This is a genomic window from Thiobacter subterraneus, assembly GCF_055379455.1.
In genome coordinates, this window is the sequence record NZ_AP042402.1 from 2,584,789 (window position 1) to 2,606,593 (window position 21,805).

General features: G+C 65.1%; 18 protein-coding genes and 2 pseudogenes. 14 read left to right on the top strand and 6 right to left on the bottom strand.

Annotated features, from left to right (window positions below; all coding sequences use genetic code 11):
• Window positions 1–4: 4 nt before the first annotated feature.
• The 9 genes from ACZ42P_RS12765 to ACZ42P_RS12805 all read left to right on the top strand — a co-directional run bounded on the left by ACZ42P_RS12765 (window position 5) and on the right by ACZ42P_RS12805 (window position 8,585).
• Window positions 5–2,293: an ATP cone domain-containing protein gene (locus tag ACZ42P_RS12765; RefSeq protein ID WP_464897915.1), complete on the top strand. Its 2,289-nt coding sequence runs from the start codon at window positions 5–7 to the stop codon at window positions 2,291–2,293.
• Window position 2,294: 1 nt separating this feature from the next.
• The gene (locus ACZ42P_RS12770) at window positions 2,295–3,197 is read left to right on the top strand and encodes an ROK family protein (protein ID WP_464897916.1); all 903 of its coding nucleotides are present in this window, start codon (window positions 2,295–2,297) and stop codon (window positions 3,195–3,197) included.
• 2 nt (window positions 3,198–3,199) lie between these two features.
• Entirely contained in the window at window positions 3,200–4,405 is a 1,206-nt protein-coding gene (locus tag ACZ42P_RS12775; RefSeq protein ID WP_464897917.1) for a class I SAM-dependent methyltransferase, read from the top strand.
• A complete protein-coding gene (locus ACZ42P_RS12780; protein WP_464897918.1) occupies window positions 4,402–5,730 on the top strand; it encodes an FAD-binding oxidoreductase in 1,329 nt (442 codons plus the stop codon). The genes ACZ42P_RS12775 and ACZ42P_RS12780 overlap by 4 nt, the downstream gene beginning before the upstream one ends.
• The gene (locus tag ACZ42P_RS12785) at window positions 5,727–6,353 is read left to right on the top strand and encodes a YkgJ family cysteine cluster protein (RefSeq protein WP_464897919.1); all 627 of its coding nucleotides are present in this window, start codon (window positions 5,727–5,729) and stop codon (window positions 6,351–6,353) included. Before ACZ42P_RS12780 ends, ACZ42P_RS12785 begins: the two co-directional genes overlap by 4 nt.
• Window positions 6,350–7,255, top strand: coding sequence for a D-hexose-6-phosphate mutarotase (locus ACZ42P_RS12790; protein ID WP_464897920.1), 906 nt, complete (start codon window positions 6,350–6,352; stop codon window positions 7,253–7,255). Before ACZ42P_RS12785 ends, ACZ42P_RS12790 begins: the two co-directional genes overlap by 4 nt.
• Before the next feature lie 43 nt (window positions 7,256–7,298).
• Entirely contained in the window at window positions 7,299–7,625 is a 327-nt protein-coding gene (locus ACZ42P_RS12795) for a hypothetical protein (RefSeq protein WP_464897921.1), read from the top strand.
• Between the two features lie 195 nt (window positions 7,626–7,820).
• On the top strand, window positions 7,821–8,114 hold the full coding sequence (locus ACZ42P_RS12800; RefSeq protein WP_347308203.1) for a TusE/DsrC/DsvC family sulfur relay protein: 294 nt from the start codon (window positions 7,821–7,823) through the stop codon (window positions 8,112–8,114).
• Between the two features lie 84 nt (window positions 8,115–8,198).
• Window positions 8,199–8,585 carry a hypothetical protein gene (locus ACZ42P_RS12805; RefSeq protein ID WP_464897922.1) on the top strand — a complete coding sequence of 129 codons (387 nt, stop codon included), beginning with the start codon at window positions 8,199–8,201 and terminating at the stop codon, window positions 8,583–8,585.
• A 1-nt stretch (window position 8,586) separates the two neighbouring features.
• Here the strand turns inward: ACZ42P_RS12805 and ACZ42P_RS12810 are convergent, their stop codons facing one another.
• Window positions 8,587–9,585: a hypothetical protein gene (locus ACZ42P_RS12810; protein ID WP_464897923.1), complete on the bottom strand. Its 999-nt coding sequence runs from the start codon at window positions 9,583–9,585 to the stop codon at window positions 8,587–8,589.
• Window positions 9,586–9,671: 86 nt separating this feature from the next.
• Window positions 9,672–10,486 (bottom strand): annotated as a pseudogene (locus ACZ42P_RS12815) (ISL3 family transposase); the annotation flags it as partial.
• 93 nt (window positions 10,487–10,579) lie between these two features.
• On the opposite strand from ACZ42P_RS12815, the gene ACZ42P_RS12820 reads away from it, so the two are divergent.
• From ACZ42P_RS12820 to ACZ42P_RS12840, 5 genes are all read left to right on the top strand, one after another.
• Window positions 10,580–11,893 carry an IS1380 family transposase gene (locus tag ACZ42P_RS12820; protein ID WP_464899413.1) on the top strand — a complete coding sequence of 438 codons (1,314 nt, stop codon included), beginning with the start codon at window positions 10,580–10,582 and terminating at the stop codon, window positions 11,891–11,893.
• A gap of 684 nt (window positions 11,894–12,577) precedes the next feature.
• Window positions 12,578–14,779 carry a peptidase domain-containing ABC transporter gene (locus ACZ42P_RS12825; RefSeq protein ID WP_464897924.1) on the top strand — a complete coding sequence of 734 codons (2,202 nt, stop codon included), beginning with the start codon at window positions 12,578–12,580 and terminating at the stop codon, window positions 14,777–14,779.
• 5 nt (window positions 14,780–14,784) lie between these two features.
• Window positions 14,785–15,015, top strand: coding sequence for a hypothetical protein (locus ACZ42P_RS12830; RefSeq protein ID WP_464897925.1), 231 nt, complete (start codon window positions 14,785–14,787; stop codon window positions 15,013–15,015).
• Window positions 15,012–15,275 (top strand): hypothetical protein, encoded by a 264-nt coding sequence (locus ACZ42P_RS12835; RefSeq protein ID WP_464897926.1) that lies wholly within the window; start codon window positions 15,012–15,014, stop codon window positions 15,273–15,275. Before ACZ42P_RS12830 ends, ACZ42P_RS12835 begins: the two co-directional genes overlap by 4 nt.
• Window positions 15,276–15,613: 338 nt before the next feature.
• Complete coding sequence (locus ACZ42P_RS12840; RefSeq protein WP_464897927.1) at window positions 15,614–16,225, top strand: hypothetical protein; 612 nt, start codon at window positions 15,614–15,616, stop codon at window positions 16,223–16,225.
• A 156-nt stretch (window positions 16,226–16,381) separates the two neighbouring features.
• Here ACZ42P_RS12840 and ACZ42P_RS12845 read toward each other — a convergent pair.
• From ACZ42P_RS12845 to ACZ42P_RS12860, 4 genes and pseudogenes are all read right to left on the bottom strand, one after another.
• A protein-coding gene (locus tag ACZ42P_RS12845; protein WP_464897928.1) for an IS3 family transposase occupies window positions 16,382–17,907 on the bottom strand; the annotation gives its coding sequence in 2 pieces (ribosomal slippage) (window positions 16,382–17,520 and window positions 17,520–17,907; 1,527 coding nt in all).
• Window positions 17,908–18,002: 95 nt separating this feature from the next.
• Window positions 18,003–19,285: pseudogene (locus tag ACZ42P_RS12850) on the bottom strand (T6SS immunity protein Tli4 family protein).
• Window positions 19,216–20,970, bottom strand: coding sequence for an alpha/beta hydrolase (locus tag ACZ42P_RS12855; RefSeq protein WP_464897929.1), 1,755 nt, complete (start codon window positions 20,968–20,970; stop codon window positions 19,216–19,218). The pseudogene ACZ42P_RS12850 and the gene ACZ42P_RS12855 overlap by 70 nt, the downstream one beginning before the upstream one ends.
• 190 nt (window positions 20,971–21,160) lie before the next feature.
• Window positions 21,161–21,703: a YaeQ family protein gene (locus ACZ42P_RS12860; RefSeq protein ID WP_464897930.1), complete on the bottom strand. Its 543-nt coding sequence runs from the start codon at window positions 21,701–21,703 to the stop codon at window positions 21,161–21,163.
• Between the last annotated feature and the right edge of the window lie 102 nt (window positions 21,704–21,805).

Consider the following 21,805-nt stretch of genomic DNA (forward strand, 5'->3'; position numbering starts at 1 on the left):
GTTCATGGAATCCCTGCCCTTCAGTCAGACCCGCAAGCGCGATGGCCGCGTCGTGCCCTTCGATCCCCAGCGTATCGTCAATGCCGTGCGCCGCGCCATGGAGGCGGCGGGCGAGGGTGACCTGGAGCGCGACCCCCAACGAGTGGCCCAAGCGGTGCTCAGGGCCCTGGCGGAACGTTTTCCGCCCACCCACATTCCCCATGTGGAGGAAATCCAGGACCAGGTGGAGGAGTCCCTGATCCTGCTCGACTTTCCCCGGACGGCCAAGGCCTACATCCTCTACCGCCACGAACGGGCACGCATCCGCGAAAAGGTGAAGGAAGTGCCGGAGCACGTGCGCCGGCTGGCGGCGGAGAGCAAGCGCTATTTCCGCAACCCTCTCTCGGAGTTCATCTACTACCGCACCTATTCCCGCTGGATCGACGAGGAGGGCCGGCGCGAGACCTGGATCGAGACCGTGGACCGCTACATGGCCTTCATGCGGGAAAAACTCGGTGACCGGCTCGCGCCGGCGGAATACGCGGAGCTGCGCGAGGCCATCCTCACCCAGCAGGTCATGCCTTCCATGCGCCTGCTCTGGTCTGCGGGCAAGGCGGCGCGCAACAACAATGCCGCCGCCTACAACTGCTCCTTCATTGCGCCCACCCAACTGGACGATTTCGCCGAGATCATGTTCCTGCTCATGTGCGGCGTGGGCGTGGGCTTCTCCGTGGAAAGCCAGAACGTGCAGCTTCTGCCCATCATCCGCCGGCAGACCGGCGAGATGCTGCCCACCCATGTGGTGGCCGACAGCAAGGAGGGCTGGGGCGACGCCCTCAAGCTGGGCCTCAGGACCTGGTACGAGGGCAAGGACATCCGTTTCGATTTTTCCCGGGTGCGGCCGGCCGGGGCGCGGCTGCATACCATGGGCGGGCGCAGTTCCGGCCCCGGGCCCCTCAAGGCCCTGCTCGAGTTCGCGCGCGCCAAGATCCTCGCCAACCAGGGCAAGCGGCTGTCCAATCTGGACGTGCACGACATCATCTGCAAGATCGGCGAGGTGGTGGAGATGGGCGGCGTGCGCCGCTCGGCCTTGATTTCCCTGTCGGATTTCGACGACGACGAGCTGCGCAGTGCCAAGAGCGGCTATTTCTACATCACCAATCCCCAGCGCGCCATGGCCAACAATTCCGCGGTCTATGAGGCCCGTCCCCGCGCGGTGGATTTCCTGGAGGAATGGCTGGCCCTGGCCAAAAGCGGCAGTGGCGAGCGCGGCCTGTTCAACCGGGGCGGCCTGCCCAGACAGCTGCCGGCACGGCGCTGGCCGTCCTTCGAACCCTACTGGCCCAAGAGCGGCACCAACCCCTGCGGCGAGATCATTCTGCGTTCCAAGCAGTTCTGCAACCTGACCGAGGTGGTGGCGCGCGCGGAGGACACGCCGGAAACCCTGGCGCGCAAGATGCGGCTGGCCACCATCCTGGGCACCTACCAGGCATCCCTCACTTATTTCCCCTATATCTCCGACGAGTGGCGCAGGAACTGCGAGGAGGAGCGGCTCCTGGGGGTTTCCATCACGGGCATGTGGGACTGTGCGGCGGCACGGGATCCGGCCGTGCTGGAGCGCCTGCGCGAGCTGGCGGTAGCCATTAATGCCGAATATGCGGCCCGGTTCGGCATCAATGCATCCACCGCGGTGACCTGCGTCAAGCCCTCGGGCACGGTGTCCCAGCTGGTGGATTCCGCCTCCGGCATGCATCCCCGCTATGCGCGCTACTACCTGCGCCGCATCCGCATTTCCGCCACCGATCCCCTGTTCACCATGCTCAAGGAGCAGAAGTTTCCCTACCATCCGGAAGTGGGGCAGCTGGAAGCCTCGGCCACCAGCTTCGTGCTCGAATTTCCGGTCAAGGCGCCGGAGGGCTGCATCACCCGCAACGATCTCACGGCCCTGCAGCAGCTGGAATTCTGGAAGACGGTCAAGCTCCACTACACCGAGCACAACCCTTCCGTGACCATCTCGGTGGCGCCGGACGAATGGATCGCCACGGCCGACTGGCTGTACGAGAACTGGGACATCCTCGGGGGACTGTCCTTCCTGCCCCGCTCGGACACGGTGTACGAACTCGCGCCCTATGAGGAAATCAGCGCCGAGGAATACGAGCGGCGCGTGGCCAGTCTGCCGCGTATCGATTTTTCCCACATCGTGGTGTACGAGAAGGAGGACACCACCAAGGGCGCGAAGGAGTTCGCCTGCGTGGCGGGGCAGTGCGAGATCGATCCGGAGGAGGGCTCCCTCACCGCCGCGCCGGGGCGCTGACATGCGGCTGGGCATCGATCTGGGCGGCACCAAGATCGAGATCATCGCCCTGGATCAGGCCGGGCAGGTGTGCCTGCGCCGCCGGGTGCCCACGCCCCGCGGGGATTATGGAGCGACTCTTGCGGCCATCGCGGATCTGGTGCAGGGTGCGGAGGCGGCGCTCGGGGTGCGGGGCAGCGTGGGCATCGGCACGCCCGGCGCCCTGTCGCGGGTCACGGGGCGGCTGCGCAATTCCAATTCGGTGTGGCTCAACGGCCAGCCGCTGAAGGAAGACCTGGAGCGGCTTTTGGCGCGGCCGGTGCGCATCGAAAACGATGCCAACTGTTTCGCCCTGTCCGAGACCACCGACGGCGCAGCGGCGGGGGCGCCGGTGGTGTTCGGGGTGATCCTCGGCACCGGCACCGGTGCCGGCATCGTGGTGCATGGCCGCCTGCTCACCGGCCCCAATGCCATCGCCGGCGAATGGGGCCACAACCCGCTGCCCTGGCCCCGGGGCGACGAGCTGCCGGGACCGGCCTGTTATTGCGGGCGCCACGGCTGTCTCGAGACCTGGCTGTCGGGGCCGGGTCTTGCGCGCCTGCATCAGGCACGCACGGGCGAGGCGCTCGCCGCCCACGACATCGCCGCGCGCGCCGCGGCGGGGGATGAACGCTGCGAGGCCACGCTGGCGCAATACGAGGAGCGGCTGGCCCGGGGGCTGGCCCATGTGATCAACCTGCTGGACCCGGACGTGATCGTGCTGGGCGGCGGCCTGTCGAACCTCGAGCGGCTTTATGTGAACGTGCCGCGCCTGTGGCAGCCCTATGTGTTCTCGGACCGGGTGGACACGCGCCTGGTGCAGAACCGCCACGGCGATTCCAGTGGCGTGCGGGGTGCGGCCTGGCTGTGGAACGAGGCGGAGTGAGGGTGGACGTCAGGCGTTTTTTTTGTGATGCGGGCCGGCGCACCGGCGTGCGCTTCCGGGTGTCCTTTCCGGATGGCACGGCGTTCCAGAACGCGCCCGGCGAACCCGAGGTGAGCATCGTGCTGCGCAATCGGCGGGCGCTGTGGCGCACCGCCCTGTTCCGTCATGTGGGCCTGCTGGAATCCTACTTCTGCGGCGACGTGGACGTGGAGGGCGATTTCAGGCTTGCCTTCCGCATCGGCATGGATGCCGGAATGGCGCCGCCTCCCTCCGGCTTCAACCGCCTGCGCAATGCCTGGCACGAATGGCGTTTCGGCAACCGCTCCGTGGCCCGCGCCAAGGCCAACGCCCGGTTCCATTATGGCCTCGGGCATGCCTTCTACAGCCAGTGGCTGGATGTGCCGGCCTTGATGTACACCTGCGCCTACTGGAAGGAGGGCACCCAGTCCCTGGAGGAGGCCCAGCGCAACAAGATGGACCACGTGGCGCGCAAGATCCGCCTGCAGCCGGGTGAGCAGTTCGTGGACATCGGCTGCGGCTTCGGCGGGTTCCTGTTCCACGCCTACCAGCATTTCGGTGCCCTGGGCACGGGCATCAACACGACGACGGAACAGGTGGAGTGGGTCGCGGGGGAGATCCGGCGGCGGGGTCTGGCCAACCAGCTCCGCGTGATCGAGGCGGATTTCCGGGAGATTCCGGGGCAGTACGACAAGGTGGTGTCCATCGGCGTGCTGGAACATGCCGGGCGCGACCAGCTGTTCCAGGTGGTGCGTGCCCATGCCGATGCGCTCAAGCCGGGCGGTCTTGGGATGCTGCACTTCATCGGCCACGTGGGTGTGTTCGATACCGAGTTCTACATCCGCAAGCACATCTTCCCCGGCGGCTGGATTCCCAGTCTGGCCGAGACCATCCAGGCCATGGAAGCCTGCGGCCTGGAAGTGGTGGACATCGAGAATCTGCGCCGGCACTATGCCCTGACCCTGGAGGAATGGGCCAGCCGCTTCGATGCCCGCTGGGAGACCATCCACGCCCTGGATCCGAAGCGCTTCGACGAGCGGTTCCGCCGTACCTGGCGCACCTATCTGTGGTCCTGCGCCGAGATGTTCCGCTCCCCGAACAGCCGCACCCACCTGTTCCAGATCGTGTTCAGCAAGGGCAACATCACGCGCGAGAACTATCCCATGAGCCGGGCCTTCCTCTACCCATGACCCACGCCGAAAAGATCGAGCGGCTGCTCGAGCAGATACGCGCGGCCCAGGCACCCCTGGCCCTCGCCAAGGACACCTCCAACCTGTTCCGTGACCGCCGCGACGTGCCCCGCCAGCGTCTCGACGTGCGCCAGTTCGACGAGGTGCTCGCCATCGACACGGCCGGCGGCCGGGTCGAGGTGGAGGGCATGACGCCCTACGTCAAGCTGGTGGACGCGCTGCTGCCCCACGGCCACATGCCCACCGTGGTGCCCCAGCTCAAATCCATCACCATCGGTGGCGCCGCGGCAGGCGTGGGCATCGAGGCCACCTCCTTCCGCTACGGGCTGGTGCACGAGACGCTGCAGGCCCTGGAGATCCTGCTGCCGGACGGCCGCATCGTCGAGGCCACCCCCGACAACGAATACCGGGACCTGTTCTACGGCTTTCCCAATTCCTACGGCACCCTGGGCTATGCCCTGAAGCTCACGGCGATGATCGTTCCGGTCAAGCCCTTCGTGCACGTGACCCACCACCGCTATGCCGATGCGCGCACCTTTTTCCAGGCGCTGGAGCAGGCGGCGCAGGGCGAGGCGGATTTCCTGGACGGGGTGGTGTTCGCCCCGGACACCCATGTCATGAGCATCGGCCGTTTCGTGGACGAGGCGCCCTACACCAGCGACTATACCTTCGAGCAGATCTATTACCGCAGCCTGCTCGCGCGGAGCGAGGACTATCTCACCGTGCGCGACTACATCTGGCGCTGGGACACGGACTGGTTCTGGTGTTCGAAAAACCTCGGTGCCCAGAATCCCCTGATTCGGCGCCTCCTGGGCCGCAAGCGCCTCAACTCGGTCTTCTATACAAAGGTGATGCGCTTCAACAGCCGCTGGCGCCTGACTCACCGGCTCGATGCCCTGCTGGGCCGGCACCGGGAGTCGGTGATCCAGGACGTGGACATTCCCATCGAAAATGCCCCGGCCTTCCTGGACTTCTTCCACCGTGCCATCGGCATCCTGCCCATCTGGATCTGTCCGGTGAAACCCTGGCGCCGGGACGTGCGCTTCACTCTGTTCCCCATGGATCCGGAGCGGCTCTACGTCAACTTCGGTTTCTGGGACGTGGTGCGCCGGCGCGAGCCTTTTCCCCCCGGCCACCACAACCGGCTCATCGAGGAGAAGGTGGCCGAGCTGGGGGGCATCAAGTCCCTCTATTCCGATTCCTACTACGACCCGGAGACCTTCTGGCGCATTTATAATCGGCCGGCCTACGAGGCCCTGAAACGGAAATACGACCCCGGCGGCCGCGCGCGGGACCTTTACCAGAAATGCGTCCTCAAGCAATGAGTGGCGCCAGACCGCCCTGGCTGCCCGCCCTGGAACGTCTCCAGGCCGTGATCGACACGGCCGTGGCGGCCGGCATCGCCCGGGCCGAGGCCCAGGGGCGTCGTCTCGCCTGCGCGCGGGGGTGCGCCGCCTGTTGCCGCACCCACGCCGACATTCCGGTCTATCCCCTGGAGCTCATGGGCCTGTACTGGTTCGTGCTGGAGCGGCTGCAGGGCAGTCTGCGCACGCGGGTCGCTGAGCAGCTCGCGAACTGGCGCACGCTGCCGGGTTGCCCCTTCCTGGTGGACGAGGCGTGTGCCGTCCATCCCGTGCGGCCCATGGCGTGCCGGCTGTTCAACGTGTTCGACCGCGTGTGCGGCGAAGGGGAGGATGCCTTCCACACCCGCCCGGCGGACGTGCTGCCGCCGCAGGAGGCGGCCAAGTGCGAGGCGCTCCTGATTTTGCTTGCCGCCCAGGGGGTGGAGGACGCGGCGGCACGCAGGGAACTGGTGGCCAGCGGTGCGGTGCACCGGCTGGCGCAAAATCTGCGCGCGCTGCCCTGGGAGCATCTGGCGGCGCGCATGCGGGATTCGCAATCGCGGCAGGCTGCCGCACCTGATGGGAAAGGAGAAAACACGACATGAGCCAGGATCTGGATGCCCTCAACCGCCGTTTCGGTATCGCCGGCCAGGTGAGCTTCAAGCCGGGGCCCGGCGGCATGGATGCGGTGGAAGTGCACAACGAGCACGCCAGCGCCACCATCCTGCTCCAGGGCGCCCATCTCATCGACTGGACGCCTAGGGGCGAAAAGCCCGTGATCTGGACCTCGCCGGAGGCGAAATTCGCTCCCGGCAAGTCCGTGCGCGGCGGGGTGCCCGTGTGCTGGCCGTGGTTCGGTCCCCATGCCAGCCGGAAGGACTTTCCGGCACACGGCTTCGCCCGCACCGTGCCCTGGGAGCCCATCGGTGTGAAAGCCCTGGCCGAGGGCACCTGGCTCGCGTTCCGCCTGATTCCCACGGAGGCCACGCGCGCCATGTGGCCCCACGACACCGAGCTCGTGCTGCAAATGGTCATCGGCCGCACGCTGGACCTGGATCTCGCCACCTGGAACCGGGGCGATACGCCGGTCACCATCGGCGATGCGCTGCATACCTATTTCGCGGTGGGGGATGTGCGCTTCGCCAAGATCCACGGGCTGCACATGGTGGAATACCTGGACAAGGTGGACGGCGGCGCGCGCAAGGTGCAACTGGGGCCGGTGATCATCGACCGCGAGGTGGACCGCATCTACCTCGACACGCCGGACACCTGCGTCATCGAGGATGCGCGGTTCGCACGCCGCATCCGCATCAGCAAGCAGAACAGCCGTTCCACCGTGGTCTGGAACCCGTGGCTTGAGAAGGCCGCGGCCATGGGTGATTTGGGGCCGGACGGCTACCTGCGCATGGTGTGCGTGGAAAGCGCCAACGCAGCCGACGACGTGGTGACCCTGGCCCCCGGCGCCGAGCACCACCTGTGGGTGCGCTACGGGGTCGAACCCATCTGATGCGCCGTCTATACTGAAAGCTCTTGTCTCGGAGCACTCCACCATGAGCCGCGGCACTGAGTTGTTGCGTCACCTGATCCTGCTGCGTCACGACCCGGAGCTGGCCGAGGCCCTGCGCGAGGAGGCCATGAAGGGCGACCGGGACGCCCAGTTCGGCCTGGGCCTGGTCTATGCCGAGGGACGGGGTGTGGAACAGGACGCGGTGGAATCCTACGCCTGGCTCAGCGTCGCCGTGCTGGGCGGAGACGCGGATGCCGACGTGCTGCGCGACGTGGTGCGTCAGGACATGAGCGGCGAGGAGGTGCAGGCCGCCCTCGCCCGCGCCGCCGACTACGTAAGCCGCATCGAAGCCGGCCAGCCCCGCCACTAGCCCCCCTCCGGGCCGTCTGCGCAACCTGCTGATTAGGAAGGGAAAATAGGCCCTGCCCAGACCATCGCCCGCGCCCACGAAAATACTTGACTATCTCGCTCGGTTACTGTCTAATAGCTGAGCAATTTGCTCGATTATTGCGGGCGGACCCCCCGCCCCCGGTCGTTGGTTCATTTGAGGTTGGAGAGGTTGAACATGGAACTACCCAAGCGTGATGGCGATGGCTATCTGGAAGACATGAACGAATGGACGCCGGAAATCGGTCGCGCCATGGCGGAAGCGGACGGCGTGGAGCTCACTGACGAGAAGTGGGACCAGATCATGAAAGCCCGCCAGTATTACGAGGAGTTCGGCTCGGTGCCCCCGATCCGCAAGTTCGCCAAGTACATCGGCTGGGACCAGCAGGACGTGTTCAAGCTGTGGATGACGGGCCCCATGAAGCCCATCACCAAGTACGGCGGCCTGCCCAAACCCACCGGCTGCGTCTGATTCCTCTCCCGCGCGGTGTGTCGCCGCGCGGATGCCTGCCCTGGCCAACCCCACCGGTTGGCCATTTTTTTGTGAGGTCCGGTAATGCCTGCCGCGGAGGACACCACCCTCACCACGCCCGAAACCCTGGCACGCCATCTGGACGCGCTGGGGCAAGACTATCTGCTGCTCACGGCCGTGCCGGCGGCCGTGGCCGAGGTGCGCTTCGTGGGTCCCATGCAGGGGCAGGCCGTGGTGTGGCGCCTGCGTCTGGCCACCCTGGCGCACTACCAGGCGGAGCGGGGGCCGCTGCCCACACCCCCCAGGCGACCCCGCGGGGCGATGCATCTAAGCGAGGAGCGGCCGGGCTGCTGGCGTGCGGAGGTGGCGCTGGCGGTGCCCGTGATCGACGAGCCGGTGGTGCGCAAGGCCATCGTCATGATGCGCAACTACCGGGCCCTGCGGCCGGGGCTGCGGGTGTGGGGGGACTGAGTCAGCGGCCCCGCTCCCAGTCGGGCGGGTTCTGGGCGAGTTCGATGTAGAAGGTGGACAGGGTGCTGTCCCGGCTTGGGGCCTCCTCCGCCTGGGCCCGGCAGAGCATGGCCTCCACCAGCGCGGCGTTGATCATCTTGCGGTCCACCACTTCCGGATAGAGACGGTGGAGCCTCTCCACCACCGCGGCCTGCTCCCGCGCCTTGCGTTCCAGCTCGGCGCGCAGCGCCGTGTCCAGATCGGGCAGGGCGAGCAGCCAGGGCGCCTGCCAGGCCTGGAAATCCGCAGCGAGCTGGCGCAGGCCGCCATCCATCCAGTCCACGGCGAGCAGCAGGGGCGGGAAGGCCGCCGGCGGCAGCCGCCGGCCGGCACCTGCGCCATCGGTATGGGCCAGGCCCGTGCCTGAGCCGTCCGCCTCGCGCCGGAACCACTGGCCGGCACGGGACGCGCCCGCGCGGGCATTGATGTGCCGGGCCAGATGATCCGCGGCCGAGCCGGCCCCCGCGGGCAGCGCATCGCTGCGGAAGCGTTCCCGCGCCAGGAAGCCCGGCCGCCATTCCAGCTCCACGTCCAGATCCATGTCATCCGGTTCCACCACGCTGTGGAGCAGGGCCAGCGGCCGGCCGTCCTCGTCCAGCAGCCAGAACTCGTGACGGTCGCGAAAGGGGAAGGGCACCCGCTGATGCACCTGGGTCAGGTACTGATAGACGATGGCCCCCATTTCCTCCATGCGCAGGAAATCCTCGGAGGGATAGATGGGGCCCCGTTTCAGGCCCTTGGCCAGCGACCAGGCACCGAACCGGATGTCCGTGATCTGGGGATGGCGGCTTGCGTCCAGGCCTTCCAGCAGGCTGTCGTTGGCGACATAGATGTCCCAGTGCACCCCGTCCAGGGTGACGGCTTCCGCCGCTTCATAGCGAATGGTGTGCATGGCACCCCGGAAGGGGTTGAGCAGACGCTGGCCGTAGCATTCGACGGACATGGGGCTAATGTAGAACATTCGTGTTCCAGCGCCAACCGCCCCGAATATCGTCAAACTGGCTCTTTTGAATTTCGAGTGGGTTGCGCGGCATGCGGGTTGATCCGCATGAGGGCATCGAGGTCAGCCCGTTGGCTCTCCGGCAACCGATCCCGGTCCTTGAGCAACGCCCAGTGCAAGCCCTTCAGATCGGGGGCGGTCTTCTGCTCCAGGCGGCGCGTTTTGTCGACGGCGGCAGAGGCCTGGGCGATGACGTGGAATTTGTCCAAGCTGATGCGCGTGTTGGGCAGGTGGTCGGTCACGCCCTTGATGAAGGCCGGCGACATGTCGATGCTCACCGAGCTGATTTGCTCCGGCGTGGCCTGGTGTTGGGTGAGGTGCTCGGCCAGCCGCTCGATGGTTTCGGCCTCCCGACCTTCGGTCGAAAACACCACCTTGCGCTCGTCGGCACCGGCGGCAACGGTGAGGTGGTTGTGGCCGCGCCGGTAGGCGGTCTCGTCGATCGCCAGCGCCGTCGTTGCGGACAGGTCGGCCGCAGCCACGGCCAGCTCCACGTAGCGGGCGCAAATTGCATGCCCCCGGTGCCAGGATTCGCCCACCGTGCGGGCCACCGCCGCAAAGGGCATCTCGCGCGCAAGGGCCAGCACCAGGGCCTTGAAGAGCAGCGTGAAGCCCGAGAGCTTGCCTGCCCAGTCGGGCTCGACCAGCACCAGCCGCCCGTCGGGCAGTTTCACCCGGGGCGTGCGCACCTCCAGGTAGCACTCGTGCTGGAAGAAGTTGAGATGCCGGTAACGCTTGACCTGGGTTCATGCACCGGGTGCAGCCCGGCGGCCGCAGGATGGGCAAAGCGGCTGCCGGCGGCAAAGTCGATTCGAATCGTCAGGGTCTTCTTGGCGGCATCGAAATCGTCGCCCTGGACGAACTAGCCCGGATATTTCATAGGGAAGGTATCGGCACAGCGTGTAGACCCGCGTAAAATCAGCGTGTGAAGCAGATTTTGAGGGGGGCTGTGCCGATGCCAAAGTGTACCGCGGATCTGATGAGATTTGGGCGTCTTGGGCGCCGCGTAATCGAAGCCAATTTTGAGGGCGGAGCGCTCAGCTCGGACGGCGGTCTGATGCTGCTGCGGCAGGTGGATCGCAGAATCGGCCTGTCGGCGGCAGTCGCCGCTGCCCTGCACGACCCGCGCAAGCCCGATTCCATCGTGCATAAGTTGCGCGACCTGGTGGCACAGCGGCTGTACGGCCTGTGCTGTGGCTACGAAGACCTGAACGACCATGCCGCCCTGCGGGAGGACCCGCTGATGCAAACCGCGGTCGGCACGAATGAGCCCCTTGTCAGCAGCCCGACCCTGTGCCGCATGGAACGCCGCGCCAGCCGGGCCGACGTGGTGGCCATCAACCGGGTGCTCGTCGAGCAGTTCATCGCCAGCCATGCCGCAGCGCCTGCCGAACTGGTGCTGGATGTGGATGCCTCCGACATTCCCCTGCACGGCGAGCAGGAGGGCAAAGCGTTCCACGCCTACTACGACCACCATTGCTACCTGCCGCTGTATGTCTACTGCGGCAAGTCCCTGTTGGCCTGCGTCCTGCGCAAAAGCCGCATCGACGGGGCGAAACATGCCGCAGCCGTGATCAAGCTCCTGGTCACCCGGCTGCGCGAGGCGTGGCCTCATGTCCGGATCATTGTCCGGGGGGATTCCGGCTTCTGCCGGCAACGCCTGATTCGCTGGTGCGAAAGGCACGCAGTCGGCTACGTCATTGGCGTGGCCAGGAATGCCCGCCTGCACCAGGCGGTTCAAGCATGGGAAGCCGAGCTCGAAGCGGCCTTCGTCCGCGAGGGCACGAAGCAGCGTGCGATCCGCGAGTTCCGTTATGCGGCGGAGTCCTGGAACATCGAGCGTCGCATCGTCACCCGCCTGGAGTTCGGCGCTCAGGGCGCCAATCCCCGCTTCATCGTGACCAACCTCGATCTGCCGGCGGCCGAGCTCTACGACGGCCTGTATTGCCAGCGGGGCGAGGCGGAGAACCGGATCAAGGAGACCCAGCTCGATCTGTTCGGCACCCGCGCCAGCAGCCAGAAGTTCCTGAGCAATTGGCTGCGCATCCTGTTCTCGGCACTGGCCTATACCTTGATGCAGCGCCTGCGCGAACTCGCACTCGCCGGCACAGAGCTGGCGCGGGCGAGTGCGGCGACGATTCGGGTCAGACTGCTCAAGATTGGTGCGGCAGTGGTGCGCAACACCCGGCGCATCCGCATTCTGTTCGCCTCGCATCACCCCTTGCGCGACCTCTTCCTGACTGCCGCGCGCGCCCTGGCCTCTCCATGAGCGTTCCCCAGTGCGGCCCCGACATGTTGACGCTTCGGGGGTAGGGGGTGGTGCGCCCTTCATTCGCCAAAATGCCTAATTCTTGAGCAAGCCTCCACCGTCCACCACTCATGAGTCCTGCTAACCTCAAAGTGACCTCTTGATCAGAGGGCCGGTGAAATATCCGGGCTAGGGCGAGCTGACGCGGAAGGCGGCTTCAAACAGTTGGTTGTGCATGATCGCGTTGTTGTTTCCAAGACTCAATGCCGCATTCTGCCGCATCCAGCCTCGGACCGGCGTATGGGCTTGAACCCGGTGTCAAGGGCGGGCGGCAAAAGGCGCGCCGCCCGCCCTTGATCCTGGCTTCAAGCCGGTTATGCCTGTAGCACCCACTCGAAATTCAAAAAAGGCCAAAGGATTCATAACTCTGGTCGGATGAAAACTTTGGGGTGCAGCATCATGGCTTTTTGAGTCGATCACGACTCGGGCGGGTGCCCGCGAAGGCTCCTACGCAAGCGGACGAAAGAACTCAACCTCAGCTTTGGTGCTTGCCCGCATCTGTGAGCATACACCGCTGTATCCACACCATACATCTGACCACATCATGTGACAACATGCCAGCAGGCCGTTGACAACACCCCCCAGGCAAGGACAATGGCATACTCCATTTGTAATTGATTGCCGTTGACGAAGAAAAACAAAAACATGCAGGGCGTGCATCAGGACAGGGTTGCCGATTCGGAAAGACACGTAGGCACCCAAGCCGCGCTGCGGCTCCTGGCGAGCCTGGCCGGTTTCTATCGCCAGCCGTTCGATGCCGAGCTGGTGATCAAGCGTTTTCCGCCGCCGATCGATCTGCCCACGCTGATCGAGGCCTTGGACGCGCTCGGCCTCAAGGCGGGGCTCACGCACTGGCCGGAGGCGGGGTTGTCGGCTTTGCCGCTGCCTGCCGTGGTACTGCTGTCTGCTCCGGCTCCAGAAACCTCGCAGACCGCTGTCGAACCGGCAAGCACTGTTTCACCCCAGCATCCACTCCGCACTCCGCTCACCCCGGCGCTGATCGTCCAGCACGGTGACGACACCCTCGCTTGGGTCAAACCCGGCCAGTCCGCACCGGAAACCGTGGCGCTCGATGCCGCCCGCGCCCAGGCCGCGCCGGTTCTGCTGCTGGTGGCGCAGGCCGATCCGCCGGTGTCGGAATCCGTCCGCCGCGCCGAATCGCCCGAATCCCAGAGCAAGCCTTTCGGCTTCTCCTGGTTCGTGCCCGAACTACTGCGCCACAAGCGCATCTGGCGCGATGTTCGTCTGGCCAGCCTCGCCATCCAATTGGTGGGCCTTGCCACACCCCTGTTCACCCAGGTCATCATCGACAAGGTCATCGCCCACCATTCGGAAAGCACCTTCATCGTGCTCGGCGTGGCGCTGGTGGTGTTCATGCTCTTCACCAGCGGCATGAGCTGGCTGCGCCAGTATCTGGTGCTGCACACCGGCAGCCGCATCGACGCCGTGCTGGGTGAGAAGGTGCTCAAGCACTTGCTGCACCTGCCGCTGCCGTATTTCGAAGCGCGACCCACCGGCACCCTGGTGGCCCGCCTGCACGGCGTGGAGCAGTTGCGCGAGTTCATCTCCGGTGCGGCGGTGAGTCTGGTGCTGGACCTGCCTTTCCTGCTGATCTTCCTGGCGGTGATGTTCTCCTACAGCTGGCAGCTCACGCTGATCGCCCTGGGCATCATGGCGCTGATCGTCACCGTGAGCCTCATCATGGTGCCCGTCTTCCGCGAACGGCTGGACAAGCAGTTCCTGCTCGGCGCCCGCAACCAGGCCTTCCTCACCGAATACCTGGCCGGCATGGCCACGGTGAAATCCCTGCAACTGGAGCCGGATGTCGGTAAGCGCTACGGCACCTACCTGGCGCAATACCTTTCGGCAGGCTTTGCCACCAAACAGGTGGGCAACACCTACAACGTCGTCGCCAACGGCTTGGAGCAGGTGATGATGCTGTCCATCCTCATCGTCGGTGCCTGGCTGGTGATGCAGCCCGAAGCGGGAATGACCGTCGGCATGCTGGTCGCCTTCCAGATGTTCGCCAGCCGCATGAGCCAGCCACTGCTGCGGCTGGTCGGGCTGTGGCAGGAATTCCAGCAGGCCAGCATTTCTGTCAAACGCCTGGGCGACATTCCGGACATGCCACAGGAGCCGTTCACCCTGACACCGCAACGCGCCGCCGGTGGCGAGGGCCGCATCGAGATCCGCGACGTGGGTTTCCGTTACTCCGAACAGCATCCCTGGCTCTACCGCAATCTCAACCTCAGCATTCCCGTCGGCAAGCTCACCGTGCTGGTGGGCCCCAGCGGCTGCGGCAAGAGCACGCTGGCCAAGCTGATGCAAGGCTTCTACTGGCCGCAGGAGGGGCAAATCCTGCTCCACGGGCGCGACATCCGGCAACTCGCCGCCAACGAACTCAGAGCCACCTTTGGCGTGGTGCCGCAAGAGACGGTGCTGTTCTCCGGCACGGTGTACGACAACCTGGCCATGGCCCATCCGCATGCGAGCTTTGAAGATGTGATCACTGCGTGCAAAGCGGCGGAAATCCACGAGGTGATCGAGAAACTGCCGCAGGGCTACCAGACCGAGTTCGGCGAGCGTGGCACAGGCTTGTCAGGCGGACAGCGCCAGCGCATTGCCATTGCCCGTGCCCTGCTCAAGCGCCCCAAGGTGCTGATCTTTGACGAGGCGATCTCCAATCTGGATCAGCAGACTGCCGAACACTTCGCCCAGACCATCAACCCGCTCAAGGGCAAGGTGACGATGATCTTCATCACGCATCAGGTGCCCAAGGGCTTGCAGGTGGATGAGGTGGTGAACATGGGGCAGCATGCCATGCACATGAGTTTGGTGGAGGAGTAGAACACGTGAGCAAGTTTTTTACAGCAGCCGGTTCGGTGATGCTGATCTTTTGCGTCATTTGGGGATATTCATGGCTTGAAGTGTGGCGGGACCCGAAGGGTGAGCTAGCCGACTTCTATGCGCGGCACCCGCGTACCAAGGCGCGTGTTGCATTGGCGAATAGGTTATGGGTGCCGGCTTTGGTTGCTGGGCTTGTTTTCGTAGTCTTGGGCGCGATGATGGGAGGAAAATCATGAGTGCGATTCAGAATGCAGCGGCAGCGACTGCTGCCGCCAGCTTTGTTGCCAGCCAGATCGGAAACAGCATAGCCGGTACTTTCGGCATGGGATATGCCAAATTGGTCGTCGGTCAGGCCGCATGGGCTGCGTCCGTGGGCGCGCTTGGCGAAAAACTGGCCAACGGCACAGCAACCGGCGGTGATTATGCCGCTGTGATTCAAAAGACTGGCGACGGCGGGACGGCGGCACATACGCAAATTACTGGACATGGCGGGTAGCGGCATGAAATCGTTTGATGGTCAAACTGAACGTCTGGAATCCTTCACCTGCATCAGACAGCTATTTGGCTTCATCTTGCATACATACGATGGTTACTACTTAGTGGCTTTGTCCATCACTTATTTTTCATGGGCAACTTACACGCTTTTCCAACCATCAGAATGGACCGGATTGAGTTCACTAGCCTTATTTTTCTATCCTGTTCTACTGCTGATTGTTTACGTGAGGCATCGAATTGGCACCTTGCCATCCGACCGATCGCCGGCACTATTCTCTTTTATCAGCTTAACAGTGCTGGCGCTTGTCCCGGCTTACATCATTTTCTGGAGATAACACGATGTCGTCCGTTGACGTTCAAATTCTGAAAACTATAGACAATATCAAGACTGCTATTGAACTCGGGCAGAGCCAGAATCTGGCTGCGGATGTTGCCAAACTCACGGCAATGCTGGCGGCTGGCGTGGCAGCCGAAAGCACATTCCGAACGTACTGGGCTCTCAATGGGTTGGCAAAAGCCCTGTCAGATTGGCGGCTTGGCAAAGCTGTTTCAGGGCGAGAGGCAGATATCGCCAGAGCACAGGCACTCGCTGGCTTAGTTGCAGCGGAACTCGTTGGCCGGGGAATAGACTACATAAACGATTGGAATCTGGGTTCAAAGTTATATGATTTATTTCATCCGGATGAGTTATCTCGTTCCGATTTCAACCGCGCCAAACCCTGGCGCTGGCCCCGGGACCCCTTCATCCTGGATCTCGACAGCGACGGCTGGGAGGCAGTGGGCTACCCCGCCCACATTGACTTCGACTTTGATGGCGACGGCATCCTGACCAAGACCGGCTGGGTGGGCAGGGAGTTGTGCATCTTTCTCTCTGCAAATTCCGCCCCGCACTACCGGCGGGCTGGTGAGGTGTGCGGTGGTCGCGGTAGCCTGGCCAGCCCCTGGGAATAAGCCAAGGCCGGTGCTGCCGGAGCGGCCATTGCAGGCGATGCTGCCGCAAATCCTCTTTAAGATCCCTCCGGGCGCTTGGCAGGGGGCCAAGGGCTGTGTCGTGTGCCCCATGGGCTGATGGAGAACCGGAACAAGTCAAGCTAGTTGTCGCCTGATTCATGCAACAAACTGCCCTGTATCTTCGGCATGTACGTGGCCGCGCACGACGGCATCGCGCTCCGGATTGAGCGTGACCGCACCGACCGGTGTCCAGTCGCGAACCTCCCCGGACCAGCGCGCAGGGTGGCGCTCGCGGGCCTGGAGATACGTCTGATGGCGTTTGGCCAGGATGGCCTGGTCCTCCAACGCGTGTCGCTGCGCCGGCGTGACGTAGCGGATGCCACTGTGGCGGTGCTCGAAGTTGTACCAGTGCACGAAGTCCCGTCCCCAGCGGCGGGCCTCTTCAAGGGTGGCAAAGCCCCGCGCCGGGAATTCGGGGCGATACTTGGCCGTTTTGAACAGCGACTCGACGAAGGCGTTGTCGTCGGAGACGCGCGGGCGCGAGTAAGAGGGTTTGACACCCAGCCAGTGCAGCATGGCAAGCACCGTGGTGGCCTTGAGCGTGCTGCCGTTATCGCCGTGAAGCACGGGTTTGTCGATCATCGCGTGGACGCCTTCGGCCAGCGCGGTGCGCTTGAGCAGGCTCACCGCGTGGTCGGCGTGGTCAGCCGCATGGATTTCCCATCCGACGATCTTGCGGCTGTAGAGATCCAGGATCAGGTAAAGGTGGAACCAACGCCCCTGCACCTGCGTGGGCAGGTAAGTCATGTCCCAGCACCAGACCTGGCCTGGCGCGGTCGCGACATGGGTGGTTGGCGGGCGCGAACGCTGAGGCGCACGAGCCCGGCCCCGGTGGCGCGTCTGCCCGTGGGCGCGCAGCACGCGCTGGAAGCTCGATTCGCTGGCGATATAGATCCCTTCGTCGGCGAGCGTCGGCACGATGCGCGCGGGGGGTTGGTCGGCGAAACGCGCCTCGTTGGCCACCGCCAGGATGCGGGCGCGCTCCTCTTCGGTGAGCGCATGGGCGGGTGTCGGGCGCTTGGCCATGGGCCGGCGATCGCCGACGTGCAGGCCGTCCTCGGCCTTCCAGCGTTGCAAGGTGCGCACGGTGATGCCCGCGACCTCGCAGGCCAGGCGCAGGCGCGCCCCCGTGGCATGTGCGGTGTCGATATGGCGGACTATTGTTTGGCGATCTTCCAGGCCAATCATGCGTCCTCGTCCTTGTCCTTTGGAAAGATCGCCTCGAGCTTTTTTGACAGCACCAGCAGCGCGGCGGCTTCGGCCAAGGCCTTCTCCTTGCGGCGGAGGTCGCGCTCCAGTTCCTTGATACGTCGCCGGTCGGCCTTTTTGTCACGGTGGCTGATCCGCGCGGTGTCCTCGGGGTCAGCCAGCGCTTGTGTCGCCGCTGTACGCCATTGCTCGAGTTTCTGCGGATACACGCCGTTCTCGCGGCACCAGGCACTCTTGCTGGCCTCATCCATTGCGGCGGTGACTAACACAGCCTCGAATCGGGCCGGCCCTGTCCAAGCCCGCTCGCGAGCCGGCTTGGACAGGGCATCCGCACGCCACCGCTCCAGCGTCGCCGTTGAAATACTCAGTTCGCGGGAAACCGTCTCCACCGATGCGCTCTCCGGGGGCAACAACCGTGCTACCGCTTTGTCCTTGAATGCTTGTCCGTATCTGGCTACTTTGTTCTTCCCTTATCGCCCTCAGGTTTCAGATTCTATCGAGGCGACAACTATTCTGACTCAGAGGGAGCCTTGCGGGGATCGTCGCCGTAGTCCACCAGCTGCCAGGTGACCTCGACGGGGGTGCCTTCCGTGCCGCCCAATAGCCCCCTGAGCCCTGGCGCGGGGCGGCTGGCCAGGCCATAGGGCATGGGAGCGCCCCGGGGGATGAAGCGGCGGCGGGGGTTGAGGCTGACGTCTTCGTTCAGGCACTGCCACAGGCCGCTTTCGGGGCAGAGGGCGCGGCTGGTGACCCGGGTGCCCAGGGGCAGGCGCGGCGGCGGGGTGGCGGCCGCGCCCTTGCCGGGCCCCGTGGGCCGCAGGCGGATGGAATTGACGATGGCGTCGAACAGGCGGATGGCCTGCTCGTCAGTGAGGGAGGGGGGGACATAACGCTCGCCCGTCTCGCGTCCGTCGCCGGTCATAAATTCCAGGCTGATCGAAGGACGCAACACCGAGCGGGGTTCCCCGCCCGCTTCCCAGACGAAATGGTGGATCGCATAGCCTTTGCCGCTGGGCAGCGCGTCGAGCACCTCCTGCCCGGCAATGGGTCCCACGTTCCGTTACCCTTGCGCAACACGCGCAGCTGCAACGCGACCTGGGCGAGGAAATCGGGGAAAGGCCTGCTGATGCGGGTTAGCAGCGGTTCGCTGAGTTTGTCGCGGTTGGTAAGGGTTTCCACCGAGATCAGCACATCCGGCCAGCGGGGGATGCGGAAGCTGATGCCTGCCCGCTCGTAGTGGAACTCATCGCCGGCATCGGCGATGAAGCCCTCCTCGAGGCAGAAGCCCGGCTCGGTGGGGATTTCCTCCGGCAGGCGGTAGCGCAGGTTGGGGAGGAGTTTGGTTTCCAGGCGGGTTATGACCGGGGTCATTTTGGATTCGTCAAATGCCGTCTCCGACATGGAATACAACATGCCCTTGTCCAGTCGGTAGGCCTCGAAGCCATGGGTTGTGTCGTTATCTATCAGCCGTTTGCTTAAGGTGAACACCCGCGCATGGGGAAAGGGGCGGCGGGACTCGACTAGGCTAAATTTCTCTTCGTGCTTGCCCGCCCGAAGCTTGGCCTCCCGCTCGGCCATGCGCTGCTCGAACAGGGCGGGACCACCGCCCAGCCGCTCGCTTCGGATCTCTCCGAACATGTACTCGTAGCTTTGGCCGCTCACCACGGCCTCCTGGGGCACGTCGATGAGAAAGCGCCCAAAACAGACGGTACGCATGCCGGTCATGTCATCAGCGCCCCAGGCGAGGGGGCCGAGGAGGCAGAGGACGAGCCAGCAGAGCCATCGGGACATGGAAAGTGCTCCTTCTTCGATTGGGGCAGTTCAGTCACGGGTGTGGCCTGCTCCACCAGGCGGGCGATGCAGTAGCAGACGTTGTCCCACACCTCGGGATGGCGGTAGCTCGAGGCATGCTCCACGCCCTGTAGGCGGAAGCTGGCCCTGAGGCCGGCCCGTTCCACCTGGGCCCCCGAGGGCTCGGGCACCGTGCCATCGCCGGGGCCGTCCTTGGCCCCCAGCCGGAAGGGCACGGTGTCCTCGCCCAGGGCCACCTCGCAGCGTCCCAGCCCGTCCCAGTCCGTGGCCCGGGCCTGGCGGAGCCGCTCGCCCGCTTCCGGGCCGAGTTTCACGGGGCCGTCCTCGAACTGGGATGTGGCCTCCCAGCAGACCGTGTGGAAGGTGGGCAGACAGGGATCCACCCCGAAATAGGCATAGGTGTGGGGGTGGAAATAGAGACCCAAGGTGTCGTGGAAAGCCCGTGCCTCTGTGAGAGCGTTCTCATAGGCGTCAAACGGCGTAAGCTTTTTGTCCACCAACCCCGCCGGATCGATGAGGGTTTCGTCCACCATGCCCCACCAGACGTCCTGCACCCGCTTGGCGTAGATCTCGCTGTAGGGGTCGGTTTCGGGCAGGCTCAGGAGGGTGTGGGTGCCCGCCTTCACCCGGAGCCAGCCCGGGGGATAGTCCCGGGTGGGCAGAAGCTCCAGGGCGCCGGGGGAGTGGGCCAGCACGCAGGTGGTGTCCGCCGCACTCCAGCCCAGCACCACGGCCGTGAGCTTGCCCACGAGGTCGAACAGGCCATTGCTTTCCGTGCCCGCCCGGAAGCGGCGGTAGGTCACGGGCGCCCCCAGCGCGGGCAGCACCCCGTGCACCACCCCCAGGATGCGCTCGGGGGCCTGCTGGGCGGCGCGCCGCGCCACCAGCCCGCCCATGGAGTGGGTCACCAGGATCACCCGGCCTTCCGGGATGAAGAAGTCGCTTGCCTGGTAGTGCGCCAGGATGGCCTCGATGCGTTCGAGCAGGCGCCGGGCGGAGCGCTCGTTGCTTTCCATCCAGTTGTAGCCGCAGGCCCAGACGGGGTAGTAGTAGTCGTCCAGGCGCTGGAAGGCCGCCGGGCTCAGGGGAGGGGCCTCGCCCCGGGCGCCCCAGCGGCGGCGGGTGTCCTCATCGAGCCGCTGGGCCCGCTGCCAGACGGCAAGCGGCGTGGCGGTGGGGCGGCCGCAGTCTTCGTACTGGTCGTTGAGGGCGCGTTCCAGGGTGAGCAGAAAGGGGCCGTAGGACTCCCAGTGCACCTCCCCCCAGCCGCGCCGGCGGGCTTCCCGGGTGTCCAGGTTGTAGCAGTCGCGGGGGATCGAGACAAAGCCGCCGTCGTCCACTTCGACCCGGCTGGGGTGGAGTTGGAGCTGCCGGGCCTCCGGTTTTTGTTTTAACCGCATGCGTACTTCGCCCAAGCTTTCCCATAACCCGTTGGGCGGCCGCCAGGCAGGGACGGTTTTACCGTTTATCCGCTTCAACGACCGCAGATTGCTCCCCATGATGCCCGGCACGAACACGATGGGGATGACGTGGCGGGGTGGGGCGACACACAGGGCCCGCTGGCAAAAGTCCTCCGGGCTCAAGGTGGAGTGGAATTGCGGATTGCCCCGCTCATCGAAGCACAGCGCCACACGCCGGGTGGCAAAGGGGTTGACCGTTCCCATGCAGCTTCCTGGCTATGCAGAAAGCATACAGTATCCATGACGAAGACATAGCTCGCAAGAGGGCAGACCACTGGGTTGCCACGGGCCCGTGTTTGCGGGGGCGCACGAGTGGCGCCGCTGGCCAAGGGGGAAGGTGCTGGATGCGAGTGACGCGCCTGCTGTGGCCGAGTGTCGCCGGCGTGGTGGCGCCTCACTCGGCAGCCAGGAGGGGGACGGGTTCGATGATCACGGAGCGGCCGGAAGACAGCAGGCACACCATGCCTTCCTGGATGTTGCAGGTAAGGTCCAGGTTGCGTTGGGCGAGTTGCGCCAAAGCCTCGCTTTGCTGGGGCTCGATCTTGAGCACGCTCAGGTTGGGCAGCTTTGTCAGATCCTGCCGCTGCCGCTGCCACCACTGGTCCGCGCTGCGCCCATAGGCCAGAACCACCACATGGTCCGCCCTCCGGCAGGCCTTGCGCACGGCGCGCGCCTCGGGCAGGCCCACGTCGATCCACAGTGCCAGGCGACCAGCGGCGTCTTCCTGCCGCAGCGCGGGTTCGTCCTCCACGCACAGCCCGCGGCCGAAGCTGAGGGTGTCGCTGGCGTAGAGCACGAAGGCCAGCAGCCGCACCATCATGCGCTCCAGGGTTTCCGACGGATGCCGCGCCAGAATCAGGCGGTGGCTGTCGTAGTAGCCGGCGTCCATGTCGGCGATCTTTACGTTGATTTTGTAGAGGGTGGCGTCCGCGGCCATGGGGGGACCTGTGCGGGAAGGGATGCTGCGCGCACTGTAGCACTTTGCCCGGGATGAAACAGCGGGGGCCGGTGCTTTGCCCTATCATAGGGGCCTGCGTGG

Bases quoted from the DNA above. Each gene is read 5' to 3' on its own strand.
- ACZ42P_RS12765 (WP_464897915.1), top strand. From the start codon at position 5: ATGGAATCCCTGCCCTTCAGTCAGACCCGCAAGCGCGATGGCCGCGTC.
- ACZ42P_RS12770 (WP_464897916.1), top strand. From the start codon at position 2,295: ATGCGGCTGGGCATCGATCTGGGCGGCACCAAGATCGAGATCATCGCC.
- ACZ42P_RS12780 (WP_464897918.1), top strand. From the start codon at position 4,402: ATGACCCACGCCGAAAAGATCGAGCGGCTGCTCGAGCAGATACGCGCG.
- ACZ42P_RS12785 (WP_464897919.1), top strand. From the start codon at position 5,727: ATGAGTGGCGCCAGACCGCCCTGGCTGCCCGCCCTGGAACGTCTCCAG.
- ACZ42P_RS12790 (WP_464897920.1), top strand. From the start codon at position 6,350: ATGAGCCAGGATCTGGATGCCCTCAACCGCCGTTTCGGTATCGCCGGC.
- ACZ42P_RS12795 (WP_464897921.1), top strand. From the start codon at position 7,299: ATGAGCCGCGGCACTGAGTTGTTGCGTCACCTGATCCTGCTGCGTCAC.
- ACZ42P_RS12800 (WP_347308203.1), top strand. From the start codon at position 7,821: ATGGAACTACCCAAGCGTGATGGCGATGGCTATCTGGAAGACATGAAC.
- ACZ42P_RS12805 (WP_464897922.1), top strand. From the start codon at position 8,199: ATGCCTGCCGCGGAGGACACCACCCTCACCACGCCCGAAACCCTGGCA.
- ACZ42P_RS12810 (WP_464897923.1), bottom strand. From the start codon at position 9,585: ATGTTCTACATTAGCCCCATGTCCGTCGAATGCTACGGCCAGCGTCTG.
- ACZ42P_RS12820 (WP_464899413.1), top strand. From the start codon at position 10,580: ATGCCAAAGTGTACCGCGGATCTGATGAGATTTGGGCGTCTTGGGCGC.
- ACZ42P_RS12825 (WP_464897924.1), top strand. From the start codon at position 12,578: ATGCAGGGCGTGCATCAGGACAGGGTTGCCGATTCGGAAAGACACGTA.
- ACZ42P_RS12835 (WP_464897926.1), top strand. From the start codon at position 15,012: ATGAGTGCGATTCAGAATGCAGCGGCAGCGACTGCTGCCGCCAGCTTT.
- ACZ42P_RS12840 (WP_464897927.1), top strand. From the start codon at position 15,614: ATGTCGTCCGTTGACGTTCAAATTCTGAAAACTATAGACAATATCAAG.
- ACZ42P_RS12855 (WP_464897929.1), bottom strand. From the start codon at position 20,970: ATGGGAACGGTCAACCCCTTTGCCACCCGGCGTGTGGCGCTGTGCTTC.
- ACZ42P_RS12860 (WP_464897930.1), bottom strand. From the start codon at position 21,703: ATGGCCGCGGACGCCACCCTCTACAAAATCAACGTAAAGATCGCCGAC.